The sequence below is a fragment of the Alteromonas genovensis genome, assembly GCF_010500895.1.
In the GTDB taxonomy this organism is placed as follows: domain Bacteria; phylum Pseudomonadota; class Gammaproteobacteria; order Enterobacterales; family Alteromonadaceae; genus Alteromonas; species Alteromonas genovensis.
This window is the reverse complement of the sequence record NZ_JAAAWO010000010.1, coordinates 41,109-64,376: the sequence shown is the minus strand read 5'-3', so window position 1 is coordinate 64,376 and position 23,268 is coordinate 41,109. Positions and strand designations below refer to the sequence as shown.

The window sequence follows — 23,268 nt, the reverse complement described above, 5'->3', positions numbered from 1 at the left end:
TCTAGATTGAGTAATTACGTATAGTATTTTATTTCTTCATAGTCTATTACTTATATAAGTCGTGAATAAAGCAGACAGCAGCTCGACATGCTTTGATGTTGCGATACAAATAAAGGTTTGTATACAAGGTAAACAGCAATGGATTTACAATGGCAAAGCAACAGTGATATAGGTACCGAGTGCGACAAAGAGCCTATTCATGAGCTCGGCCGAGTACAGTCTTTTGGTTTTTTAGCTGCAACTGACAAAGAAGGTATATTTACCCACATTTCCAGAAACGCAGATTTTGGCCCAGGTATCGACAATAACGCACTGTTGGGCACCTCTTTCTGGGAGCTTGTGGGACGAGACGCAAGTCACTCTATTCGAGGAGCACTTCATCAAGCCTCGATAATCAAAAAACCAACTCGACTTTACGCTTTCACACTTCCTACAACAGACACACTTTTCGATGTAAGCGTACACCAAAGTGGTAGTTCCTCAATTATTGAGTTTGAAAACAGAGATCACCGCGCCTCACAAGACAATGTTTTGGCCGCGATGATGAGTCAGATAGCAGAGCCGGATACCTTAGACGAACTCTACGCCGCTTTGGTTGCGGGGATAAAAGTAGCATCAGGGTTTGATAGAGTTATGCTTTATCGTTTTCTTGACGACGGAGCCGGTGAAGTTATTGCTGAAATGAAAGAAAGCAATATGGAGCCTTTTTTAGGGCTGCGTTATCCCGCTTCAGATATTCCAAAACAGGCACGAGAGCTGTATAAAAAAAACCTCATTCGCGTTATTACAGATGTTCACGACGTTACTGAGCCTATCGAATGCGACCATGATATAAAGCAGCCATTGGATCTCTCGTTTTCCAGAACCCGCGCCGTTTCCGAGGTGCACATTCAGTATCTTAAAAATATGGGTGTTGCAGCTTCGATGTCAATCTCATTGATTGTTGACGGCAAATTATGGGGTTTAATAGCGTGCCATCACAATACTGCAAAACTGATGTCCTCGCGAGTATTAGAGGAATTAGAGCTGTTTAGTGAATTATTTTCGCTAGAGCTTGCTCGTAGATTGGTGATGGAGCGGATTATCGTTAGCGAAAACGCGAATGCCTCGTTTGCTAAGATGCTCAGTAATCTGTCTATCAGCAATTCGTTAACGCTTTCAACGGTTGAGCAACTGGATTTGATTAAAAAGCTTATTGATATTGACGGTATTGGTTGTGCATTTAATGGTGATTATAAGCATAATGGAGTGTCGTTGAGTGAAAAGAAAATCCACATGTTGGTGGAAGTGCTTCAGAAACTGCCGAATACGGAGGTTCATGAGCTCGACAATCTAGTGGCCGCAGACAGTAGATTATCTGACAAGCATGTGGCCGGTGTATTAGCGCTGCAGATTTCTAAGCTTCCTTGTGATTACATTTTTCTTTTTAGAACCTCTGTCACTCAGGAAGTTAATTGGGCCGGCAATCCTGAAAAGAGCGTTTCCCAAATTGGCGATCGTAAAGTGCTCACCCCACGCACAAGCTTTGAAAAATGGGTGGAATACAATGAGGGTAAAGCAAAATCTTGGACGACGCTGGACATCGAGCGAGCTAAATCAATTCGACTTGGCATCATGGAGCTCACAATACGGCATCTTCACGAAAAAGAAGCGTTACAGCGAGAGGCCAACGAACGACTCGAACTCTTAATTGGAGAATTGAACCACAGAGTGAGGAACATTCTCAACTTAGTGAGCGCCATTATTGGGCAAACCTCGCAAAGCAAGACTGATTTAAATGATTTCGTTGCATCACTCTCCTCTCGCATTACCGCTCTTGCTCTAGGCCACGACCAACTTACCCATTCTTCTTGGAACAGCATCAGCTTTTCCACACTACTGTTAAATGAACTGAAAGCGTATATGGTTAATGAGGCTGCGTTTAAGATTGAAGGGCCAAACGTAAAGTTAACCGCCTACGCTGTTACTCCACTGGTACTTGTTTTTCATGAACTCATTACCAATGCTGCAAAGTACGGAGCGCTTAGCGCAACCAGCGAAAAAGGCTCGGTGTCAATTACTTGGGATTACAATGAGGCAGGAGATTGCGAGATAAAATGGCAAGAATGGGGCGGGCCTCCGATTACCAAACTGCAAGACGATGGTTTCGGTATGACGGTGATTAAATCGGTTATTCCTCATGAGCTTGGTGGTGAAGCTTTGATAGAGCCCAAGATTACAGGTTTGCAGGCTTCATTTGTCATTCCTAAAAGATACGTTGAGAAGGGAGAAGGTGAAATACCGTCTATCGAAAACCATGGAGCAGCTAATATAGATACGAGTTCTGTAGCTCGTCACAAACAACCAAAAAGGCAACGGTTAGTGAGAGCGGTGATTGTAGAAGATAATTTACTTATATCACTGGATCTTCAAAAAAAGCTTAAACGAGCCGGATTTGAAGATGTTGATATTTACGGCGATTTAGCCTCTGCAAGGATTGGGCTAGACCATAATAAGCCACAAATGGTCTTTCTCGATGTACATCTAGGCAACGAAAACTCCTTCGAACTGGGAATGGAAATTTTGAAAAAGCACATTCCCTTTATGTTTATAACGGGATACGGCGCCGGAATAGATCTACCTCCAGCGTTAAAGAACGTGCGGGTACTGACGAAACCAGTAGATTTTGGGGTGTTGCAAGACGCCATAAATGAAAACGCTGGTGCGAGTGCAGTCTATGCGGAACTTTAAAGACAAGACAGCAGTTATTGTTGAAGATCAAACCATCGATGCATTGAATGCGAGTAGATTCGTCGAAGGATTAGGCATGCGAGTACTAGGCGTTGCAAAGTCAGCTGAAAAGGTTTTCTCTTTATTAGAAAACGAAATACCCGATCTCATCCTGCTTGATATTAATCTAGGTGGAGAAGAGACGGGAATAGAAATAGGGCAGGCGATAACTGGCTCTTACGGTATTCCCATAATTTTTACCACGTCATACGGCGACGATGACACCATATCCAGTGCGCTAGCTATCTCTCCGTACGGGTATTTGATTAAGCCTTATGGTCGGTCGTCGCTTGAAACGGCGATAGGTGTTGCTATGGAACGCAGGCGAATTGAAGATGATATAAGAAACACAAATTCTCGATTCTCAATGGCCTCAAGTGTGGCGAAACTCGGTGTGTTAGAAGTTGACGTTGCATCAAATTCGGTAGTGGTTAATGGCGTCGAAGAATTAATGGATTTTCCGCACTCCCTTAGCTTAGAAAGCTTTTATAACCTGTTTCCAGAGGAGGAAAGAGGTAAGCTTAAAGCCGCCGTCAAAAGGAAAAATAAATATCGCACCATGCTGCAAGTTGAACTTGATGGAAGCGATACACGTTGGTACGAAGTCGTATTGTCTGATGTCACAATGTCGGAGGGGGCGATTCAAATTGGTGCGATTCAAGACGTTTCACCAATGGAGTCTGTTAAATCTAAGCTGAGCATTGCAGATAAAATAATAAGCGAGATCCAGGAAGGAGTCTTGGTGTGTGACGATTGCGGTATTGTGATGAAAGCTAACGATGCCTTTTGTGACATGCTGGGCAAGGTGAAAGAAGAAGTGCTTAATTATCATGTTATGTCCGTATTCCCTAGTGATAGGAAAGACGATGTGCAGCCAGATGTGTTAACTGATGGTTTGAGGGCAGAAGTGACCGTGGTGAACGACTTTGGCATTAGGCATCACCTGGTTATGTCTGTTACGTCTTTCTATCAAGATGGTTCTAACCAATTCTTTGTTGCTATATTCACCGACATAACAGAGTTAAAATCGTCTGAAACCCAGCTAAAGCAACTAGCGTATACCGACTCATTAACAGGTGCTGGCAACCGAAATTATTTGAATACAATCATAAAGAGCTACACATCTTCTAACGAACACTGTGCCATTGTTTTTATCGATATTGATGAATTTAAGCTGATCAACGATTCACACGGTCACGAGGTAGGTGATGAGGTGCTGAAAGGCTGTGTAGCTAGGTTGAGAGCCATAGTTCGGGAAGAGGACAATATAATTAGGTTTGGTGGCGATGAATTTATTATTGTAACCAGCTCAATTTTGCGAGAAGAACTAGAGGGTATTACTAAAAGGCTTAAAGACATATTTGCTGAACCATTTCAAACCAATATTGGCAATTTTAGAATAACTGCTAGTTTGGGCGTAGCGGTGTCTTCAGAATCGATGACGGCTAGTGAATTACTTAAGAATGCAGATATCGCCATGTATTCTGCCAAGCGAAATGGAAAAAACAGTGTGGTTAATTTTGACGAGAGCTTGTCAAAAGATATTGAGTATAGACTGTTTATACAGCAAGGGTTAGATAACGCAGTAGCCTCTAAAGAAATAAGCGCCTATTTCCAACCTATAGTAGACACCGAAGGCAAGGTTTTATCATTAGAGGCATTGGCTCGCTGGCACATTCCAAATTATGGTTCTGTTAGCCCAGAAAAATTTATCCCTATTGCTGAGCTTACGCAACATATTCATGAAATTGGCGTTCACATGCTAACGGAAGCGTGTATTGCATTAAATAAACTGAATTCATGGGGCTTTGACGAAATCAAAGTTAACCTGAATTTGTCAGCAGTGCAGCTGCAAAAGAAGGGGATAATTGAGGCGTTTAAAACGGTCATCGACGCTAATAATATCGATTCGTCTAAGTTAGTACTCGAAATAACCGAGTCTACACTGCAAAACTCAAGAGCGCGGGTTACGCTAAATAAGCTAAAGCTGCTTGGTTTTAAAGTGTCTTTAGACGACTTCGGTACAGGCTTTTCATGCATATCTGAGCTTGCCGATGATATTTACGATGCCATAAAAATCGACCGCTCCTTGTTACCCACTTTTCCGCTTAATGACGACAGCGCTAAGCGAAGAGCGCTTATCATAGAGAATGTAATTTCGTTATGTTCTGCTTTAGATATGCCATGCACATTGGAAGGGCTTGAAACTAGCGAACAGGTGAGCTTTGCCAGACGCATTGGTGCTACGGCAATGCAGGGCTATCACTTTGCGAGACCATTGAGCATGTTCGCATTGATGGAGTATATGCAAGCTAACCATGCGACTAAAAACCAAGCAGGATGACCTGCTCAGCCTTAATTTACTCAATTTCAGGCACAAAAAAAGGCGTTGAATACGCCCTTTTTATGAATTGGTGGAGCTGGCGGGATTTGAACCCGCGTCCAGAAAATGTCTACCTTTGGTACTACATGCTTAGTTTGTCTTTTCTTTAACTACTTTAGACCCCGACAAACAGGGTTCCTGGTAGCTGTCCTAATACTATTTCGCGGTTCAACCTTAGGAAAGTTTCCCTCGCTAGTTTGCTTATATGACCTTCCAAACCCACGCTAGCAAACTAAGCTGTGGTGGAAGGGCCTATACCGGTTATTAAGCGGCTAGTGCGTAGTTTTCGTCGTTTGCGACTATTTAAAGCGGCTTTTTTAAGAGGCCAGCCGCACCTCTGCATGCACCTCCGGCTTCCTAGATCCTGTCGAATCCTAATCAGCCCCGAGTGTGAGACCGAAGTATAACATAACTCAGTGTACGTTAAACGTTTCTTTTATAAATTGCTTTCAAAAGATGCATTTATAATCAATTACCTTTAAAATGCCAGCTATTCAAATCTAGCTGTGTTGTGCATGTCTTCAAACTCTATTCTATATTCACCCTATACATTGCCTTGTGGTATTACGGTTAGAAATCGCGTAGTTAAAGCGGCAATGGAAGAAAATATGTCAAGCAAGGGGTGTGTGCCTGGCGAATCTCTTTACTCCCTTTATCGCTATTGGGCTCATGGAGACCTAGGTATGGTCATCACCGGAAATGTCATGGTAGACAAAGAGGCCATGACAGGGCCAGGTGGCGTGGTGCTAGAGAAAGACACAAATCTTGCACCCTTTCAAAAATGGGCAAAAATTATAAAGTCCAACGGCGCGCTTGCCGTAATGCAAATAAACCATCCTGGTCGCCAAGTATTTAAAGCCATGCAGGGTAAAGCGATAGCGCCTTCTGCGGTGCCGCTAGATATGGGTAAGCACTCTAAATTGTTTGCCGAACCTCGAGAAATGACCTGCCAAGATATTCACGATGTGTGTCAGCGTTTTGTGCATACTGCCAAACAAGCCGAAAAAGCTGGGTTCGATGGCGTAGAGGTTCATGCCGCTCATGGCTACTTGCTCACCCAGTTTCTGTCACCACTAACCAATCAGCGTCAAGACGAGTGGGGCGGCTCTATTATCAATAGAGCACGGCTACTGATTAATATTGTCAGCCAAATACGCGCGGTGTGTGCGAAAGATTTCATTGTTATGGTGAAGTTGAATTCAGCCGATTTTCAAAAAAATGGATTTTCCTTCGATGATGCTTGTGAAGTGGTAAATCGATTAGAGGCGCTGGGGGTCGATGTTGTTGAACTTTCAGGGGGAAGCTATGAAGCACCCGCCATGCAGGGGCAGACCAAAGACAATACCACTCTTGCCCGAGAAGCTTATTTTTTAGAGTTTGCGCACACGTTAGAGAGTAAGACGGATATACCGTTAATGACAACCGGTGGGATTAAACGCGCTGAGATAGCTGAGCGAGTAGTGCAAGAAGGGTGTGAGCTTGTTGGTCTAGCGAGTGCACTTGCCATTACGCCGAATTTGGCGAAAAAATGGCAACAGGAATGGACATATTCCGGCATTATCCCGCACTGCACATGGAAAGATAAATCTTTGGCGAGCCTTGCGAACATGGCCATTGTAAGAAGACAGCTCCGTCGCCTTGGAAACAACCTCACCACACTGCGAAGCCCATCTCCGCTGTGGAGTTTAATATTAGACTTACTGCACCGTAAGAAAATGACTAAGCGGGATGTGGCATTTAGAACGCCTCAGTAAGACCGGCACTTAGTAGCACGACTGATAGGGCGTTTGATAGGTCGGCTTTAAAGGCGTTTTATAACGGGGAGTGCACAGCGTTACACGCTGTGCTTCATCATTCTTTCTTTCTGGCGCTGCCAATCTTTGTCTTTCAGCGTATCTCGCTTATCGTGAGCGTGCTTACCTTTCGCTAAGTGAATTTCTAGCTTAACCCAGCACTTCTTCCAATACATAGATGTAGCAACAATCGAGTAACCTTGTCTATCACGAGCTCCCATCAAACGGTCAATCTCTCGTTTTTTAAGCAACAGTTTACGTGCCCGTTCTGGAGCGGCAATAACGTGGGTCGATGCCTGAGTTAGCGGACTTATTCTACACCCAACAAGGTATGCTTCTGCGTTTTGGATAATGATATACGCATCGGTAATATTGACTTTACCAGACCGAATACTCTTAATTTCCCAGCCTTGAAGCTCTAAACCAGCTTCAAACTTGTCTTCTAAGAAATAATCATGACGCGCTTTCTTGTTCTGCGCGATGTTTCCGGTGGTATTTTTGTTTGCTTTATTCTTTTTCATGGGCGCTATTATACTGATAGTGTGAATAAATGTCTTTAAATGTGTCTTACAAATTTGGGCGTGTATCGTTTTATATTCGCTGAAAAGTATCAGCTGCTAACAGATTATTCATGCACAAATGTGGTTTCAGATCTAAAAAAATGAAAAATAACTGTGATATAATTTTGCGATTAGAAATTGTATTAGTGAAGTAGATGCCAAGTATTCATAGAAGTGCGCTTGTAGCTCATAGTGCAGAGGCCATGTTTAACTTAGTGAATGACGTTGAGTCGTATCCAAAGTTTTTACCAGGTTGTGCAGACAGTAAAATTCTGAACAATACAGAACAAGCGATGAGCGCATCGTTGTTAGTCTCAAAAGCAGGGATTAAACAGTGGTTTACTACCGAAAACGTATTGTATCCAGCTGAGCGAATTGAAATGCAGTTGGTCGACGGTCCTTTTCGGTCTCTATCAGGCGGTTGGACGTTTTCAGCGCTATCTGATGAAGCGTGTAAAATTGAACTTAACCTGCACTTTGAGTTTGCCAATAAGCTTGCGGAAATGGCCTTTGGAAAGGTGTTTAATAGCTTGGCGTCCAGCATGGTGACCGCGTTTACTGAAAGAGCAAAGAGTGTATACGCATGAGTAGCGAGCTAATTACCGTTGAGGTAGCCTACGCGCTGCCTACTAAGCAGTCTCTGGTTAGCATTGCCATAGATAGAGATGCGACAGTGGAAGAAGCTATAAAGTCCTCTAACCTTCTCTACGAGTATCCCGATATCGATTTGTCAAAAACTAAAGTAGGTGTGTGGAGTCGCGTAGTTCGGCTTAAAGACACACTTATTGATGGCGACAGAATAGAGATTTATCGCGGACTAATTGCCGATCCTAAAGAAATAAGAAAACGTCGAGCGGAGAAAGCGAAAGAAGAGGGTAGAGCCGACAAAGTGACTGGCGGCAAGGTCAACCCTCTCAAAGCGAAGTAAACGTACTAGACAGTTTTATCGGAAATGCTTCCTAGTTCCAAAAATGGCGAAGCGTCGATATTTTCTGCATCCATCATGGTGGCTATGCGTTGCATTGTTGCCACCATCTGACTCTGTTCCCATTCCTTAAGCTGAGAAAAACGCTCAACAAAATGTTCTTGCAAAGGGCGAGGTGCATCTTTAACCGCTTCTTTACCGCGGTCGGTAAGAAACACGCCTACCTTTCGCTTGTCTTTGGTGCTTCTAATACGTGTGGCTAGGTCTCGAGACTCAAGCCGGTCCAAAATATTAGTGATAGTTGCAGGGCTCAAATTAATGTTCTCTGCAATTTCGCGAACCATAATGCCTGGCTGCTCTTCTATATTTTGCATAACGAGCAATTGCGGGCCAGTTAGACCCACGTGCTTACTAAGCTGTTTGCTGCGCAAGTCTACGGCGCGGATAACGCGCCGTAGGGCAACAAGCAATTCTTCTTCTTTTCGCATATTTTTTCCAACAAATGCGTAACGTGTGTTACTTAAGCAAATGAATAAAGTGCTGGTGCTTGTGATAGTGATCTATCACATCATTGATTACCGATAACTTCGACCAACCCATGATGTCGTAGTTTTGACCACCTTCACTCAAGTGAACCTCGGCGCGATAATACGTCTTTTGTACACCTTCGTCCATTTGCTCTGATGGCGCGAACTCAGGTTGATCAGTTGGAGTAGGATATACCGCATAAATAAAGTCGGGGTCTGTACCCATAGTAACGGTAAGAATAAAAGCTTCATCAGTTTCTTCAACGTTCACTTCGAAGTTCTGTTCTTCAAATTCTTTACCCACTTCATTCATTGCGGGCAGGGCTACTTTTCTCATAAAGCGAAGTACAGCTTCTTCATCAGGGAACGATACGATGTTCTCTAAACGCCCTTTCCAATTTTTGTCAGCATCGCTGTGCTGTGGTGTACCTGCAAGTACTTGTAAGCTCTCGCGTTTGAAGCCTTCCACGCGCAGCGCTTTCAGTAAGCCAAACATCGCAATAAGCAATACAATAGCAAACGGCAAGGCTGCGGCAATGGTCATAGTTTGCAATGCGCCAAGCCCTCCTGCGTATAGCAGTACAGCACTCACCACACCTACACCTACGGCCCAATAAATTCGTTGCCATACTGGTGTGTCGTTGCGTCCGTGTGAACACAACATATCGACAACCATGGCGCCAGAGTCACAAGAGGTAACGAAGAAAACGATAACCATGAGTACTGCAATGAAGCTAAGTACGCTTGAGTATGGGAATTGTTCTAAAAATACAAATAGTGCTACGGCGGTATCTTCATTCACCATATTGGCAAGCACGTCTTGTCCCTGCACGAGTACTTGGTCAATGGCGCTGTTTCCAAACACGGTCATCCAAAATAACGTGAATACCGATGGAATAAGCAGCACGCCGAGTATAAATTCTCTGATTGTTCTACCGTAAGAAATACGAGCGATGAATAGGCCAACAAACGGTGCCCATGCTAACCACCAACCCCAGTAGAAAATTGTCCATCCACCAATCCAGTCGGTTTTGTCGTAGGCGAATAGGTTAAAGGTGTTTCTAACAATATCAGCAAGGTAAGCGCCGGTGTTCTGCATAAAAGCCTGCAGCAAGAAAACCGTAGGGCCTAAAATTAGCACGAGCAGTAAAAGTGCTATGGCCAGTACCATGTTTGTTTCTGACAGTCTTCTTATGCCCTTGTCTAGCCCAGTGGTTACTGAAATAACAGCGAGACCAACAACGCAAGCCATAATCAGTATCTGAACACCGGTACCCGATGGCATGCCAAATAAGTAATTGAAACCAGCGTTAACTTGAGAAGCCCCAAGGCCGAGAGAGGTTGCAATACCAAAAACCGTAGACGTTACTGCAAAGATATCGACTATATGACCAGGCCACCCATAAATTCTTTCACCAATAAGTGGGTAAAGCGCAGACCGAAGAGTTAGCGGGAGGTTTTGTCTATAAGAGAAATAGCCCAATATGAGCGCGACAATCGCATAGATGGCCCACGCATGAATACCCCAATGGAAAAAGGTGGTTTTCATTGCCTCTCTTACCGCATCTATTGTACCGGCTGCAGCTGTTGGGGGAGCTAAAAAATGCATTAGCGGTTCTGAAACACCAAAGAACATTAGCCCAATACCCATTCCAGCAGCAAATAACATACTTAACCATGTTGGAAAGCTGAATTCAGGTGAAGCGTGGTCGGGACCGAGTTTTATCTCACCGTAGCGAGACATGCCAAGGTAAACGACAAACAGCACCACGAAAGCAACTGCAAGCACGTAAAACCAGCTGCCGTTGGTCACAATAACACTTTGAACAGTTTTAAAGAGAGCGTCAGCGACTGTTGGCATTAAGGCCGCGAAGCACATCAGGCAAATGATGATGGCAGAAGATGTATAAAACACCGGTTTGTTTAGGGGAGACTTGTTTTCATTTTCTATCACGCAGAAAAAATCCTTCCACTTTTGTTCGATTAAAACGATTGCTATCAAATATACCGTAAACTCTCGATTTTATAAACATGAGTTTAAATAATTAGCTTTGAAGTTAACAATGAGAAGAATTCTCATATAATGCGCAATCGAGGTGTGCTTTTTCGCTTATTATTAGTCATTAGTTTATATTTTCGGTGTTTTTGCATGAAACTTAATCGTTAGAGTAGAAATTAATTTCTGTTTGTGGGTTAATAATACTGATCTTATTGATACGTGTTTCAAGTAAACAGTATCCGAAGAATAAAAAACCATTTTCAAAGGAAAACACACATTATGCGTAAAACTCAGCTTAGCTGTGCGATCGTCGCTGCATTGGCAACAACATCTATAGCCGCGCAGGAGTCGAAAGCACCCGCGAAACTCGAAACTATTGAAGTCACTGCAACTAAACGTACTGAATCTATCCAAGACGTACCCGTTGCTGTTCAAGCTCTTAACGGTAAAGCCTTAGAAAATCTTGGCATTGATAACTTCCAAGAGTACGTCGAGTTCCTACCTAACGTTGTTTTCCAAGGAACGGGACCTGGCCAAAACGAGATTTACATCCGCGGCGCCGCAACAACACAATCAAATATAATGCTTTCTTCAGTTCAAGCATTACAACCATCGGTAGCTTTTTACCTAGATGAAATGCCGGTTTCAATGGCGGGTCGTAACCTTGATGTTTACGCCACTGACGTAGAGCGTGTTGAAGTGCTACCTGGGCCACAGGGCACACTGTTTGGCGCTAGCTCGCAGGCAGGTACTATTCGTTTAATCACTAACAAACCAGACCACACAGGTTTTGGCGCTGGTTTCGACACTAACATTGGCTTCACCAAAGACGGTGAGATGAGCAACTCTGTTCAGGCCTACTTCAATATGTCACTTACCGACGACTTAGCAGTTCGCGTAGCGGCGTACAATGACCAACAAGGTGGTTGGATTGACAACGTAAGAAACGTGCCTGGTGAGGGTGGCTATATAGGAAGCGCGGTTGTTGTTGACCGTATCTCTGGTGGCGTACTAGCTGACCCAGTGGCGATGGATGCGAACCGCATTACTAACCCTAACATCTCTTCAAGTTCTGAAGCATCGGTAGTATCGCCTCAGAACGACGCACTTGTTGAAGAAGATTTCAATGATGCGGTTTACTCTGGTGCTCGTTTTGGTTTGTCGTATCACATCAATGACGACTGGGACTTGCTAGTACAACATACTCAGCAAACGCTAGACACTGAAGGTGTATTTTCTTACGACCCAACGCTAGATGGCGAAACGTCTGCTATTCGTTTCCAAGCAGATGAAAACAGAGATGAGTTTGGTCTTACAACGTGGACCGTTGAAGGTCGTATGGACAAGCTCGATGTTGTATATACCGGTGGTTATTTAGACCGTGAAATCGACACCTTGGCTGACTACACGGGCTACACTAACGGTGGTTTGTTCTCGGCATATTACCTTTGTAACCACTACGATACGCCGGATAACGCTGCAGATGAGCGCTGTCTAGATCCAACTAAGTACTATCAAGAAGATACTTCTTCTACACGTAACACACACGAGCTGCGCTTCAATACGACTATGGATACGCCTTGGCGCGTAACTGCTGGTTTGTTCTACGACGAACAAGAAGTAGCGACCGTTGGTCAGTTCAAAATTGCTAATACCGAAATGAGCACGTTTGGTTTTGACAACCTTCAACGTACGCTAGTTGGCAATGAAGGCATTAATAGTGACGGCGGGCCATTCCCAGCTGAAGTAAGTTTTGTTAACGACATTACCCATACTATTGAACAAATAGCGGTATTTGGTCAGGTTGAGTACGACCTAACAGAGAAGTTAACTGCAAGTATTGGTGCTCGTTGGTATCAAATTGACGATATCTACGTAGGTTCAACGTCTACTGTAGACGTAACTCGCCGAATTCGTGCATTTGGTACCCAAGACGCTGACGAATTAGCAGCAGTGGGCTTAGACCCTGATGCCGTTAATGCAGCCATTCAGAGCGGTCAATTAGAAACAGATCTTCTTGATAGCAATGGTGTGCTAACGGTTGACGACACCATTTTCAAATTTTCACTCGATTATAAAGTGAATAAAGATGTATTGGTGTTTGCTAACTACTCTGAAGGTTTCCGTCCTCCGGTAACGAACCGTGTTGGTGGTGGTTTGTCGACAAACCAAGAAGGCAAGTTTAACAACTTCCGTATTCCAGTATATTCAACCACAGATACGCTAGATAACTACGAGCTTGGTTTAAAAGGCGACTTCTTTGACGGTTTATTCCGCGTAAACGCGACAGCGTATTACTCTGAAATTACCGACCTGCAAACGTCTCGTTACGACCCTACAAATATCTCATTCCTAGTATTCACTGATAACGTTGGTGATGCTGAGATAAAAGGGTTAGATGCAGATTTAACGTGGCTTGCTACTGATGACCTAGTGATTAACGCGGCGTTTAGCGTACTAGATACAGAATTGACAAGCGTTAACTCTGAGCTTGAAGGTATTGCGGCAGGTGTTGGTTCACAACTACCTTACTCTGCAGAATTCTCTGGTAACATTAACGCCCGCTATTTCTTTGAACTAGATGGCGACAAGCGCGGCTACGTTAACGGCTCTGTAAGCTACACGGGTGACCGCTATGCAGGCATGGTAATGGATGCTTTCGTAATGGAAGATGCTACTCAGAATATTTACGGCACAGGTTCTGGTCTTAAAATTGAGCAAGAAGCCGCTGTATATGAAGGCGTTACCTACGCAGATTCAAACGGTGAAACCTTCCGTGGCGGCCGTTATGTTCAAGAGTCATACTTCATTGCTAACTTAGCAGTAGGTGTTACGAACGACGTTTGGAAAGCTGAACTGTACATCGACAATGTATTTGATGAGCGAGCGGTTCTAAACATCGATACGCAACAGTTTACGCCAAAAGTAGTTACAAACAGACCTCGCACTATCGGAATGCGTTTCTCTTACGACTACTATTAAGTTATTGTTTGAGACATTGGCTAAGCCATAGGTGAAAAATTAAAACGGCAAACTTTCGGGTTTGCCGTTTTTTCTATTTTTAGGCATGCTGTATAAATGAATACAAAAGAACAACAAACACTTCTTACTATTAAGAAAACCTTAATGCAGTCTCACTTTCAATCGGTGATCACGCAATGTAGTGAATTGCTGACTGCACAGACTCAATCTAATGTGACAGACGCTGCTCTTGATGAAACTAGTAAAGCAGGTGAAACTGGTCTCAGCAGTGATGCACAGCGCGAAGCGCTATATTTACAAGCGGTCGCCTACAGGCTATCAGGTAACACGCAAAATGCGATTGCTACTCTTGATAACGTTATTGCTTTATTTCCAGATTACGGAAGAGCGTTTCAAGAACTGGGTTACTGCTACGCGAACATAGACGGTAAAAAGTCTGCCCACAGCTTTTATCAAGCCACTCGATTTAATCCTGCCTTACTTGCATCGTGGCAACAGCTCGAAAAAGTGTATAAAAGAGACGACCAGAAGCAAGCGCTAACATTGTGTCAGCAGCAAATTCAATTTTTAACCTCACTGCCAAAGCCGCTATTAGGTGCTACAGATTTAATGCACGAAGGCCAATTGCACAAGGCTGAACAGGTTTGCAGACAGTTTCTTACTAATAACAAGCATCACCCTGAAGCCATGATGCTGCTTGCTGAATTAGGCATTCAATTAAAGGTATATAGCGACGCTGAGTTTTTATTAGAAAGCTGCGTTGAAATGTATCCCGACAATGACAGGGCTGCTGCGGCCTTTCAAAGCCTGCTATCAAAGTTAGGAAAATTTCCTGAAGCAGCGGCGCTGGCTAAAAAGCGCTTGGCGCTATCGCCAGATAATTTTACCGTGCAAGTCTCACTGGCTCATGCTCTGGTAGGCATTGGCTCGTTAGATGAAGCAATTCACATATACCAAGAGCTATTATCTGCCAATGATGATCGCCCCGCGTTGTGGGTTGCTCTGGGTCATGCTTACAAAGCGCAAGGCAACATGGAGCAAGCAGTAAGCGCTTATCAAAAATCAATTGCCTTTGCCGCTGATTTTGGAGACGCCTACTGGAGCTTAGCCAATACAAAAACCTACCGTTTTGATGAGCAGACAATGGCAAAAATGGTAGAGCAGGAGTCGTTGGCGTCTACGAAATTAGATGACAAAATTCACCTTTGTTTTGCATTGGGTAAAGGTTTTGAAGATAGAAAAGACGCTAAAACCGCGTTTCACTATTACAGCCTAGGTAATGCGCTTAAAAAACGAACCTTGCAGTTTGATATTAGAAGAACTGAAGTGGCATTAGATGCTCAGCAAAAAGCGTTTAATGCAGAAAGCTTTAATAAGGCTAAAGGCTGTCAGGCTCCAGACCCTATTTTTATTGTCGGCCTTCCGCGTGCTGGCTCAACGTTACTTGAGCAAATACTGGCTTCTCATTCTATGGTAGATGGCACTATGGAACTGCATGACGTATTGGGAATTGCATCTTCACTGAGTCATAAAAAAACGCCGTATCCGTTTAATGTAAACGAATTAGACGATGAAGCGTGTAAAGCACTGGGTCAGCGATATATCGATCAAACTCAAGCTTATCGGCAGGGCGCACCATTTTTTATTGATAAAATGCCAAATAACTTTATTCATATTGGCCTTATCAAAAAAATACTGCCTAACGCAAAAATCATTGATGCTCGCAGGGCTCCCATGGATTGTTGCTTCAGCGGCTTTAAGCAATTGTTTGGGGAAGGGCAAGAGTTCAGCTACGGACAAGACGATATTGGCCGTTATTATGTAGCTTATGAAGCGTTAATGACTCATTGGAAATCAGTACTTTCCGGTGAAATATTAACGGTGCAGCATGAAGATGTGCTTGATGATTTAGAAGGACAGGTAAAGCGCATACTTGCGTTTTGCGACCTTCCGTTTGAAGAAAGTTGCCTCTCATTTTACGAAACAAAGCGAGTTATCAAAACGCCAAGCTCAGAACAAGTTCGCCAGCCTATTTATAAAACAGGTATGGAACAATGGAAGCCATTTGAGGAATATTTAGAAGAGCTTAAACAAGCATTAAGTCGTTTGTCTTCTTAATATTGTTCAGCCCTGTAATGGAAAAAAGCAGCGCAGGCTGCTTTTTTCAATGGAAGCTAGTGTAAGAGTAGAGCTGTTATTTCTCAGCCGACTTTCTCTAATATTTTCTTCGCTTAAGTCCGGTTTCGGCTAAGATTTTTGCTGATATTTCTTCAATGGAATACTTAGTACTGTTCAAAAAAGGAATCTTTTCTTTGCGGTACAAATTTTCCACCTCTCTTAACTCCATCCGACATTGCTGCATCGAGGCATATTTACTGTTGGCACGTCGCTCAGAACGAATTTGATGTAAACGTTCAGGCTGAATAGTTAAACCAAACAGTTTGTTTTTATAACGTCTTAATGCTGGAGGTAGCTTTAGCATGTCTCCCATGTCTTCTTCAGTAAACGGGTAATTAGCGGCTTTTATACCAAACTGCAGTGCCAAATATAAACTTGTGGGTGTTTTTCCCGAGCGAGATACGCCAGTGAGAATAATATCCGCCTCGTCATAGTCTTTTAAGTTTGAGCCATCGTCATTCGCTAACGCGTAATTTACCGCCTCAATACGAATATCATAGGTTGTTTCGTGAATACTGTGCGTACGATGTTTTTCTGGTTTAGACGGTACGCCAAGCACTTTCTCTAATGGAGCAACAAATTGGTCGAGGAAATTGTAGTTAATACCTACCGATTTAGAGATAATTTTGCGAATATCTACATTCACAATTGTATAAAAAACGAGCGGTCGTTCTCCGGTATCTTGAAAACTTTCAGAAATTTGTTCTAAAACTTTCTGCGCTTCTTCCTCAGTTTCTACAAATGGGATGGTGTTGTGATTAAACTCAACGGGGAATAATGATAGTAGAGCGTGACCAAACACCTCTGATGTGATGGCTGTGCCATCTGAAATATAAAAAGCTGTTCTCACAACATATCCTTAACATTGTCGTAATTTAATTACAGAATTAATAAAGAGTTTACATTCTCGATACACCCATTCTATGATGATTTCGTCGAAAAGCCAGACGCTTATCGCGAATGACGACCATTTAAAACAGACTTATGTTGTCGCGCGAAAAGTAGTGGTCATTAACATTTCGACTAACGAATTGAATTTTTTCGGGTAATAAAATCAACAAAACCTGAAATTAACCTCATACCCTACACAAAAAAAGCTGGAGGCTTGGGCTGTGCAAGATTACGTACTTTGGTATCAAGAACTGGGCATGCACGATGTAGGTCGCGTAGGCGGCAAAAATGCATCATTGGGCGAGATGATCTCAAACCTTTCAAACGCCGGTGTGCAGGTGCCAGGTGGCTTTGCAACAACCGCCGAAGCGTTTAATGCGTTTTTAGAACAGAGCGGGTTAGAAGCAAAAATCCACGAAACGCTAGATGTACTTGACGTTGACGATATTGGCGCACTTACTGAAGCGGGTAAGAACATTCGCCAATGGATTATTGACACGCCGTTTCAACCACAACTCGAAGATGCTATCAAAGATGCATTCGTCACTCTGCAGGGGGACGCAGGCGATGAAGCATCTTTCGCCGTTCGTTCTTCAGCTACCGCAGAAGACATGCCAGATGCATCATTTGCTGGGCAGCAAGAAACGTTTTTGAACGTGAAAGGCTACGACTCAGTAATGGTAGCCATTAAACACGTATTTGCTTCACTGTTTAACGACCGCGCCATTTCTTATCGCGTGCACCAAGGTTACGACCACAAAGGTGTTGCGCTATCGGCAGGTATTCAGCGTATGGTGCGCAGTGATATCGCCTCTTCGGGCGTTATGTTCACCATCGATACTGAGTCAGGCTTTGAAGACGTTGTGTTCATCACTAGCTCGTTTGGTTTAGGCGAAATGGTGGTTCAGGGTGCGGTAAACCCTGACGAGTTTTATGTGCACAAGCCAACCCTAGATAAAGGTTTACCGGCTATTGTTCGTCGTAACATTGGCAGCAAGCTCACTAAAATGATTTATTCTGATGATGAAGCTCACGGCAAGCAGGTTTCAATTGTCGATATTGAGCCAGTTCAGAGTAAAACGTTCTCGTTAACTGACGATGAAGTGATGGAGCTAGCTAAACAAGCCCAGATCATTGAAAAACACTACAAGCGTCCTATGGATATTGAATGGGCCAAAGACGGTGTAGACGGCAAGCTTTACATCGTACAGGCTCGTCCAGAAACCGTTCGTAGCCGAGAAGACTCTCAAAGTATCGAGCGTTTCCAGCTTAAAGGCCAAAGCAACATTATTTGCGAAGGTCGCGCTATTGGCCATAAAATTGGTGCAGGCGTTGCGAAAGTTTTAGGCTCTATCGAAGAGATGGATAAGATCCAAGCGGGCGATGTGTTAGTTACCGACATGACAGACCCTGATTGGGAACCTATCATGAAAAAAGCATCAGCGATTGTGACTAACCGTGGTGGACGAACTTGTCACGCAGCAATCATTGCTCGTGAACTGGGTATTCCTGCGGTTGTAGGTTGTACCAACGCAACAGACAGCATTCAAAACGGCGATAGAATCACCGTGTCGTGTGCAGAGGGTGATACTGGTTACATCTATGGTGACGTACTTGAATTTGATGTTGTTACCTCACGCATCGATTCTATGCCAGACCTTCCGCTTAACGTAATGATGAACGTGGGTAACCCGGATCGCGCATTCGACTTTGCACGTCTTCCTCATGCAGGAGTCGGCCTTGCCCGTTTAGAATTTATCATCAACCGAATGATAGGCGTTCACCCGAAAGCTCTTCTTAACTTCGACAGCCAGCCTGAAGAGTTAAAAGAAGAAATTACCGATATGATAGCGGGCTACGAGTCGCCAACGGAATACTACATCGAAAAACTTGTTGAGGGTATTTCAACTATTGGCGCTGCGTTTGCACCTGAGAAAGTTATTGTTCGTATGTCTGACTTTAAGTCGAATGAATACTTCAACCTTGTTGGTGGTTATCAGTACGAGCCTGATGAAGAAAATCCAATGTTGGGGTTCCGTGGTGCAAGCCGCTATATCTCAGAAGATTTCAGAGACTGTTTTGCGCTAGAGTGTGAAGCGATAAAGCGCGTACGCAACAAGATGGACCTTACGAATGTGGAAATTATGATCCCATTTGTCAGAACCGTTGAAGAGGGACGCAAAGTTATTGAGCTTTTAGAAGAGCAAGGGCTTAAGAAGGGCGACAAAGGTCTTCGCATCATTATGATGTGTGAGTTACCGTCAAACGCACTGCTTGCTGACCAGTTCTTAGATATCTTTGACGGCTTCTCAATTGGCTCTAACGACCTTACCCAACTTACCTTGGGGCTAGATCGTGACAGTGGTCTTATTGCTCACTTGTTCGATGAACGTGATGATGCAGTAAAAGCCCTGTTGTCTATGGCAATCAGAGCGGCTAAGAAGCGTGGCAAGTACGTGGGTATCTGTGGACAGGGTCCATCGGATCACGAAGACTTTGCAGCGTGGCTAGTGGCTGAGGGCATTGACTCTGTATCATTAAACCCTGATTCAGTGGTAGAAACATGGTTGTACCTTGCTGAAAAGCACGGTCAATAAACGCCTAAAGTAAAACGAAAAAACCGCTCAATTGAGCGGTTTTTTTTGTTCATAGTTCGTGTTCATAGTTCGTATTCAGAGTTCGGCTAGTTAACTGCATGTTAGCCTAATTTTCAGCGCTACTTTCTTAACCGGCGCATCAACATCATGCGGTCTAATTTTCTCGCACTGGTTGTCATCGATTTTTGGCTAAACTTAAGCCATCCGCGAGCGCGGGGCCAATCGTAACTGAGCAGCATCAACCCTCCAAGTACAAGGAGGATAGAGCCAGGTAATAGGGTAAGGATAATACCGCTGATTAGCAGCAACCCACCAATGGTTAATCGCACTGTCTTCATGTTTATCTATCCCGCTGAATATGTCTTGATACAAAAACGGCAAAAAATGCTGTTACTACTAAAGCATTTGTTCGTACTTTATATACGTATGACTAGATAATGCGCTCTAGTTAGGTAAAAGCCAATAAGTTAAATGTAACTAAGTGTAGATATCGTTCTTTGGGAGAGGGGGCACTGAAGATACCAGCAGTAGTAAATGTGGTGTCAGTGTAACTGGGTGACGTCGGGTAGGGGAAACTGTTTTGCTTTACATTTAAGACGCTGTCTTGGCACGCCCGCGTCCATAAATACTCTACCCGCGGGTTTAAAGCCAATTGAGCGATGGTAGGCCACGCTGTCGAGGTTACACACCACATTGAGTGTAGGAAAAGACTGTTGTTTTGCAGTTTTAAGAAGCGCGGCAAATAACGTTTTATAGATAGACAGTGTTCGATGACTTCGTTTCACGGCTATTCGCCCTAATTCGCCACCTCTAGTGAGTCTTGCAGTGGCAACCGCCTCGTCGTCCCTGTCTAAAATCAGAACATGTGTTGCCGTGCTGTCTTGATCATCAAATTCACTGGCCTGCGGAATTCGCCACTCAACCACAAACACACTTTTTCTGAGTGATTGAATGATTGGTTTTCCATTTTCCCAGTCGACGCTTTTCACCGTAAACGCCATAGTGACATTCCACCCTATTAACTATTCCCAATATCCGTTATTAATAAGTGTAGTTAATGTCTGCAAAAATGCAAAAGAGGGGGCATCTTGGCTCGATGTGGCATCGAACGTGTTGCCTGAGGCAAGTATTTCATACCACTCAATATCGTTCTCGGCCACATCGAATCGGCTACCATTGACGTACAAAGCTAGCGGAAGTCCGTTCTTACCGTCACATAGCAAGGGCCTTATACCGGGTGCGGGCTGAAAGCTTAGGCCCGTTGCAAGATCGTTAGACACCTGCTCAATGGTGACTTCTTGTTCTAATGGAAACTCAGGAATACCTTGTTCGCTCATTGCTTCTAACAGTGAGTGGGTGTAATCCTTTGAATTAATGGTGTCGATTAACTGTTGTTTTAGCGCATTTACATCGCCAGCAATAACTTTCGCGGGTTGCATGGTACTAGGGCGGGAAGGGTCGCTAAAACGCTGATTTCCCGTTCCTTTATCAAGCATCATCGCTAGGCTTTCTGCAAGCTGAAGATTATCAGGTGCACGATAACCAACGGAATAGGTCAAGCTGTCTTCTATTGTTTTACCGTCATGAGGCCAACCTGGCGGTACATAAAGTACATCGCCGGGCATCATTGTTTCATCAATAATGGGGAAGAAATCTTCAATTTGACGAAGCTTTCCATGGGGATGAATTTCAGCATAATGACCTGGCTCGCCTACTCGCCACCGTCGCGAGCCTTTGCCCTGAACTAAAAATACGTCGTACTGATCGATATGAGCACCAACCCCTGCGCCTTCGGTAGCAAAACTAACCATTAGATCGTCAAGGCGCCAATTTGGAATAAATGAGAAAGGCGCGAGCAGGGGGGTTACGTCCCCGATATATTTGTCCACACCTTGAACGAGTAATGTCCATTGTCCTTGGCATACGCGCTCAAAATCTGCTATTGGCCCTTCTTCTACATGCCATTGTCCATTGTCATGGCTGATTATTCTGCTGTCTACTTCACCCTCTTGTGCTAATCCTGCGAGGTCGTTTTCATCAAGAGGGTCGACAAAGTTTTTAAAAAAACCTTTTAGTACAACAGGTTTCTGTTGCCAGTATTCATTGAGAAATGTGTCGATATCAAAGTTTTGCATAGTGTCTCGCTAAAAAGCCTCGCTCAAAAGGCTCGCTAAAAAAGGAAAGAGAGAAAGAAAAAAGCGCGGTAAATAACCGCGCTTTAACAGGGATAATACACCCTAGTATTTACACTTATTACAGTTGCTCTACAAGCCTAATCGCATCGCCAATGTAATTAGCTGGTGTGAGTGCTTTTAGCTCATCTTTTGCAGACTCTGGCATTTCAAGGTTATCAATAAAAGCTGCGATACCGTCAGCATCTACCTTTTTACCGCGAGTCAGCTCTTTTAGTTTTTCATAGGGCTTTTCTATACCATAACGACGCATCACGGTTTGAATTGGCTCAGCAAGAAGCTCCCAATTATTATTAAGCTCGTTAGTGAGACTTTTTTCGTTTACCTCAAGCTTGCTGATGCCTTTAAGCGTAGCTTGGTATGCAATAACTGCATAACCCACACCCACACCTAAATTACGCAAAACGGTTGAATCGGTAAGGTCACGCTGCCAGCGAGAAATAGGCAGCTTAGCGGCTAGGTGGTCAAAAATGGCGTTGGCCAGACCTAGGTTGCCTTCGGAGTTTTCAAAATCGATAGGGTTCACTTTATGCGGCATGGTTGATGAACCAATTTCGCCGGCAACGGTTTTTTGCTTAAAGTGACCCAGTGCAATGTAGCCCCATACATCTCTATCAAAGTCGATAAGAATGGTATTAAAGCGGGCAATAGCATCAAACATTTCGGCAATGTAGTCATGGGGTTCGATTTGCGTAGTGTAGGGGTTCCACGTTAGGCCTAGCGACGTTACGAAGCCTTCTGAGACACTGTGCCAATCTACATCTTTATACGCAGATAAGTGAGCGTTGTAATTACCTACAGCACCATTGATTTTACCTAACAGCTCTACGTTTGCAATTTGCGTGCGCTGGCGCTTAAGGCGGATAGCCACGTTGGCCATTTCCTTACCCATAGTTGTAGGGGATGCAGGCTGGCCGTGAGTTCTTGCCATCATAGGTACCGACTGATACTTTTTCGCTAGTGTAATAAGCGCATCTATGAGTTTATCGCAGTAAGGTAATATAACGCTTTCACGGGCTTCATTAAGCATAAGTCCGTGAGAAAGGTTGTTGATGTCTTCTGATGTACATGCAAAGTGAATAAATTCGTTAACAGCTGAGAGCTCAGCGTTATCCGCCACCTTTTCTTTTAGAAAATACTCAACCGCTTTTACATCGTGGTTAGTGGTACGCTCGATATCTTTGATACGAGTGGCATCTTCAACACTGAAATCAGCCACAATACTGTCTAACAGCGTCTTTGCTGATCCAGAAAAAGCGGGAACTTCCTCAATGTGCTCGTTGTTCGACAGCATTTGTAGCCAACGAACTTCTACTTCTACTCGGTACTTTAATAAGCCATACTCGCTAAAAATACTGCGTAATTCTACGCTTTTGCCAGCATATCGACCATCGACAGGGGAAATTGCAGTTAACTGACTCAGTTCCACCTTGAGCTCCTCACTAGTTTATTAGTATGAGCGCCTTAACGGC

General features: G+C 43.8%; 16 protein-coding genes and 1 other RNA gene. 8 read left to right on the top strand and 9 right to left on the bottom strand.

Annotated elements, in window-relative coordinates; translation table 11 throughout:
* The first annotated feature begins 138 nt into the window (after positions 1-138).
* Both GTQ48_RS13205 and GTQ48_RS13200 read left to right on the top strand, forming a co-directional pair.
* Entirely contained in the window at positions 139-2,730 is a 2,592-nt protein-coding gene (locus GTQ48_RS13205) for an HWE histidine kinase domain-containing protein (protein ID WP_163107095.1), read from the top strand.
* Positions 2,717-5,113 carry an EAL domain-containing protein gene (locus tag GTQ48_RS13200; RefSeq protein WP_163107094.1) on the top strand — a complete coding sequence of 799 codons (2,397 nt, stop codon included), beginning with the start codon at positions 2,717-2,719 and terminating at the stop codon, positions 5,111-5,113. Before GTQ48_RS13205 ends, GTQ48_RS13200 begins: the two co-directional genes overlap by 14 nt.
* Positions 5,114-5,181: 68 nt before the next feature.
* Here GTQ48_RS13200 and ssrA read toward each other — a convergent pair.
* Positions 5,182-5,538: a transfer-messenger RNA gene (gene ssrA / locus GTQ48_RS13195) on the bottom strand.
* Between the two features lie 129 nt (positions 5,539-5,667).
* Here ssrA and GTQ48_RS13190 point away from each other — a divergent pair.
* Entirely contained in the window at positions 5,668-6,906 is a 1,239-nt protein-coding gene (locus GTQ48_RS13190) for an NADH:flavin oxidoreductase/NADH oxidase family protein (RefSeq protein ID WP_163107093.1), read from the top strand.
* An 80-nt stretch (positions 6,907-6,986) separates the two neighbouring features.
* On the opposite strand, the gene smpB is transcribed toward GTQ48_RS13190, so the two are convergent.
* Positions 6,987-7,466 carry an SsrA-binding protein SmpB gene (gene smpB, locus GTQ48_RS13185; protein ID WP_032096540.1) on the bottom strand — a complete coding sequence of 160 codons (480 nt, stop codon included), beginning with the start codon at positions 7,464-7,466 and terminating at the stop codon, positions 6,987-6,989.
* A gap of 194 nt (positions 7,467-7,660) precedes the next feature.
* On the opposite strand from smpB, the gene GTQ48_RS13180 reads away from it, so the two are divergent.
* The gene (locus tag GTQ48_RS13180) at positions 7,661-8,092 is read left to right on the top strand and encodes a type II toxin-antitoxin system RatA family toxin (RefSeq protein WP_032096539.1); all 432 of its coding nucleotides are present in this window, start codon (positions 7,661-7,663) and stop codon (positions 8,090-8,092) included.
* Positions 8,089-8,433, top strand: coding sequence for an RnfH family protein (locus GTQ48_RS13175; protein WP_163107092.1), 345 nt, complete (start codon positions 8,089-8,091; stop codon positions 8,431-8,433). The genes GTQ48_RS13180 and GTQ48_RS13175 overlap by 4 nt, the downstream gene beginning before the upstream one ends.
* A 5-nt stretch (positions 8,434-8,438) precedes the next feature.
* Here GTQ48_RS13175 and GTQ48_RS13170 read toward each other — a convergent pair whose 3' ends face one another.
* Together GTQ48_RS13170 and GTQ48_RS13165 are read right to left on the bottom strand one after the other, a co-directional pair.
* On the bottom strand, positions 8,439-8,918 hold the full coding sequence (locus GTQ48_RS13170) for a MarR family winged helix-turn-helix transcriptional regulator (protein WP_163107091.1): 480 nt from the start codon (positions 8,916-8,918) through the stop codon (positions 8,439-8,441).
* 28 nt (positions 8,919-8,946) lie between these two features.
* Positions 8,947-10,911, bottom strand: coding sequence for a choline BCCT transporter BetT (locus tag GTQ48_RS13165; protein WP_163107090.1), 1,965 nt, complete (start codon positions 10,909-10,911; stop codon positions 8,947-8,949).
* Positions 10,912-11,235: 324 nt separating this feature from the next.
* Between GTQ48_RS13165 and GTQ48_RS13160 the strand changes: the two genes are divergently transcribed.
* Both GTQ48_RS13160 and GTQ48_RS13155 read left to right on the top strand, forming a co-directional pair.
* Entirely contained in the window at positions 11,236-13,938 is a 2,703-nt protein-coding gene (locus GTQ48_RS13160; protein ID WP_163107089.1) for a TonB-dependent receptor, read from the top strand.
* A gap of 96 nt (positions 13,939-14,034) precedes the next feature.
* A complete protein-coding gene (locus GTQ48_RS13155; RefSeq protein ID WP_163107088.1) occupies positions 14,035-16,056 on the top strand; it encodes a tetratricopeptide repeat-containing sulfotransferase family protein in 2,022 nt (673 codons plus the stop codon).
* Positions 16,057-16,153: 97 nt separating this feature from the next.
* Here the strand turns inward: GTQ48_RS13155 and ppsR are convergent, their stop codons facing one another.
* Positions 16,154-16,966: a posphoenolpyruvate synthetase regulatory kinase/phosphorylase PpsR gene (ppsR, locus tag GTQ48_RS13150; protein ID WP_163107087.1), complete on the bottom strand. Its 813-nt coding sequence runs from the start codon at positions 16,964-16,966 to the stop codon at positions 16,154-16,156.
* A gap of 262 nt (positions 16,967-17,228) precedes the next feature.
* Between ppsR and ppsA the strand changes: the two genes are divergently transcribed.
* On the top strand, positions 17,229-19,604 hold the full coding sequence (gene ppsA / locus GTQ48_RS13145; RefSeq protein ID WP_163107086.1) for a phosphoenolpyruvate synthase: 2,376 nt from the start codon (positions 17,229-17,231) through the stop codon (positions 19,602-19,604).
* Positions 19,605-19,723: 119 nt separating this feature from the next.
* Here the strand turns inward: ppsA and GTQ48_RS13140 are convergent, their stop codons facing one another.
* The 4 genes from GTQ48_RS13140 to purB all read right to left on the bottom strand — a co-directional run bounded on the left by GTQ48_RS13140 (position 19,724) and on the right by purB (position 23,225).
* Positions 19,724-19,942, bottom strand: a complete 219-nt coding sequence (locus GTQ48_RS13140) for a PGPGW domain-containing protein (RefSeq protein ID WP_163107085.1) — start codon at positions 19,940-19,942, stop codon at positions 19,724-19,726.
* Between the two features lie 204 nt (positions 19,943-20,146).
* Positions 20,147-20,605: a GNAT family N-acetyltransferase gene (locus GTQ48_RS13135; RefSeq protein ID WP_163107084.1), complete on the bottom strand. Its 459-nt coding sequence runs from the start codon at positions 20,603-20,605 to the stop codon at positions 20,147-20,149.
* A 21-nt stretch (positions 20,606-20,626) separates the two neighbouring features.
* Entirely contained in the window at positions 20,627-21,739 is a 1,113-nt protein-coding gene (locus GTQ48_RS13130) for a cupin domain-containing protein (protein ID WP_163107083.1), read from the bottom strand.
* 118 nt (positions 21,740-21,857) lie between these two features.
* Positions 21,858-23,225, bottom strand: a complete 1,368-nt coding sequence (gene purB, locus GTQ48_RS13125) for an adenylosuccinate lyase (RefSeq protein ID WP_163107082.1) — start codon at positions 23,223-23,225, stop codon at positions 21,858-21,860.
* Between the last annotated feature and the right edge of the window lie 43 nt (positions 23,226-23,268).

Coding starts and splice junctions, on each gene's coding strand:
- GTQ48_RS13205 (WP_163107095.1), top strand. CDS start 139: ATGGATTTACAATGGCAAAGCAACAGTGATATAGGTACCGAGTGCGAC.
- GTQ48_RS13200 (WP_163107094.1), top strand. CDS start 2,717: ATGCGGAACTTTAAAGACAAGACAGCAGTTATTGTTGAAGATCAAACC.
- GTQ48_RS13190 (WP_163107093.1), top strand. CDS start 5,668: ATGTCTTCAAACTCTATTCTATATTCACCCTATACATTGCCTTGTGGT.
- smpB (WP_032096540.1), bottom strand. CDS start 7,466: ATGAAAAAGAATAAAGCAAACAAAAATACCACCGGAAACATCGCGCAG.
- GTQ48_RS13180 (WP_032096539.1), top strand. CDS start 7,661: ATGCCAAGTATTCATAGAAGTGCGCTTGTAGCTCATAGTGCAGAGGCC.
- GTQ48_RS13175 (WP_163107092.1), top strand. CDS start 8,089: ATGAGTAGCGAGCTAATTACCGTTGAGGTAGCCTACGCGCTGCCTACT.
- GTQ48_RS13170 (WP_163107091.1), bottom strand. CDS start 8,918: ATGCGAAAAGAAGAAGAATTGCTTGTTGCCCTACGGCGCGTTATCCGC.
- GTQ48_RS13160 (WP_163107089.1), top strand. CDS start 11,236: ATGCGTAAAACTCAGCTTAGCTGTGCGATCGTCGCTGCATTGGCAACA.
- GTQ48_RS13155 (WP_163107088.1), top strand. CDS start 14,035: ATGAATACAAAAGAACAACAAACACTTCTTACTATTAAGAAAACCTTA.
- GTQ48_RS13140 (WP_163107085.1), bottom strand. CDS start 19,942: ATGAAGACAGTGCGATTAACCATTGGTGGGTTGCTGCTAATCAGCGGT.
- GTQ48_RS13135 (WP_163107084.1), bottom strand. CDS start 20,605: ATGGCGTTTACGGTGAAAAGCGTCGACTGGGAAAATGGAAAACCAATC.
- GTQ48_RS13130 (WP_163107083.1), bottom strand. CDS start 21,739: ATGCAAAACTTTGATATCGACACATTTCTCAATGAATACTGGCAACAG.